Here is a 1,164-nt window from a genome sequence, read left to right on the forward strand (position 1 = left end):
TAAATCCTGCCCCGATGCTAATTGACCGCTATTTCCAAGCTCCCCCGTTTTGATCACGAAATCTCGTGCCGCTAAAACAGAAGTTGCCTTATCCACCATAACGCTTGGAGCAATAAAGAGAATATCTCCAGTCCCTCCCTCATCTGTCACGGCTTGTAGCCGTGCATTGTGAATATCAAGGGCATTGGTGCTTTGAAAGTCTAAACCACCATAAGTCAATTCGCTGCCCGAGACATCAATATGATCTGCAATTAAATACAGCGTTTGCGGCGTGTAAATATGAGAACGATTATTGCTTAAATCCAGTGTCGGTGCTGTCAATCTCACATCCCCCTCGGTAGACAGCACATTCTCAACACTGATCTCTCCAGATACCGATGTCAATGTTGCGTTGCCATAGCCAATGACCTGATCATAATAAATGTCGTTGCCAGCAAAAATTTCAATATTGCCACCACTGGCAATCTGCCCAACCTTCACCCCTTCTTTTGCTGTAATCAAAAGAAAGCCCTTTTCATCTAAAACAAGATCCCCTGAACCGCCCGTAGAAACGACACCTGTCATCAGTGTCCCTGCATCAAGGCTGCCTACCTTTAAAACAGCTTTTTCACCCGTCATCAGCGAAGAAAAGTCAACCGCCCCACCCTCAATATTTGCCTTGCCATAGGCTAAAAGTTGCCCAAAATGAACGGGAGCATTTGTTTCTGGTTGTGCTTGAATGGCAACATTTTGATGCGACAGAATTGTTTGAGAAACAGAAAGTCCGTTATGAGAAACCAGGGTGATATCTCCTGCACCATAAACACTTTCAGCGACAATCGCACCTTGACTGCTCTGGAGATCAACATCCCCTTGGGTGCCAAGAACAACAACACCAGCAGCACCCGTTGCCGTCATATCAACCCCACCAGCTAAAAGCTGCGCCTTTATATCACCACCGGCATGTGCCTTGAGGTTCCCTTGCGCTAGAACATCCCCCTCAAGCCTCAAGTCTCCACCCGCCTCAAGAACCATATCAACCCTACCAGCTAAAAGATGCGTTTGGATATCACCACCGGCATGTACCTTGAGGTTCCCTTGCGCTAAAACGTTCCCCTCAATCTTCAGCTCTCCGCCTGCCTCAAGAGCCATATCAGCGCCTGACCCTAGCCCTGAAACTTGAAG

1 pseudogene is annotated in these 1,164 nt (G+C 47.6%); it reads right to left on the reverse strand.

Annotated features, from left to right (window positions below):
• Window positions 1–1,164, reverse strand: a pseudogene (locus ACFIKD_RS09170) (filamentous hemagglutinin); the annotation flags it as partial.

It is taken from the genome of Bartonella sp. CR84HXZ, from assembly GCF_042194535.1.
GTDB lineage: Bacteria > Pseudomonadota > Alphaproteobacteria > Rhizobiales > Rhizobiaceae > Bartonella > Bartonella grahamii.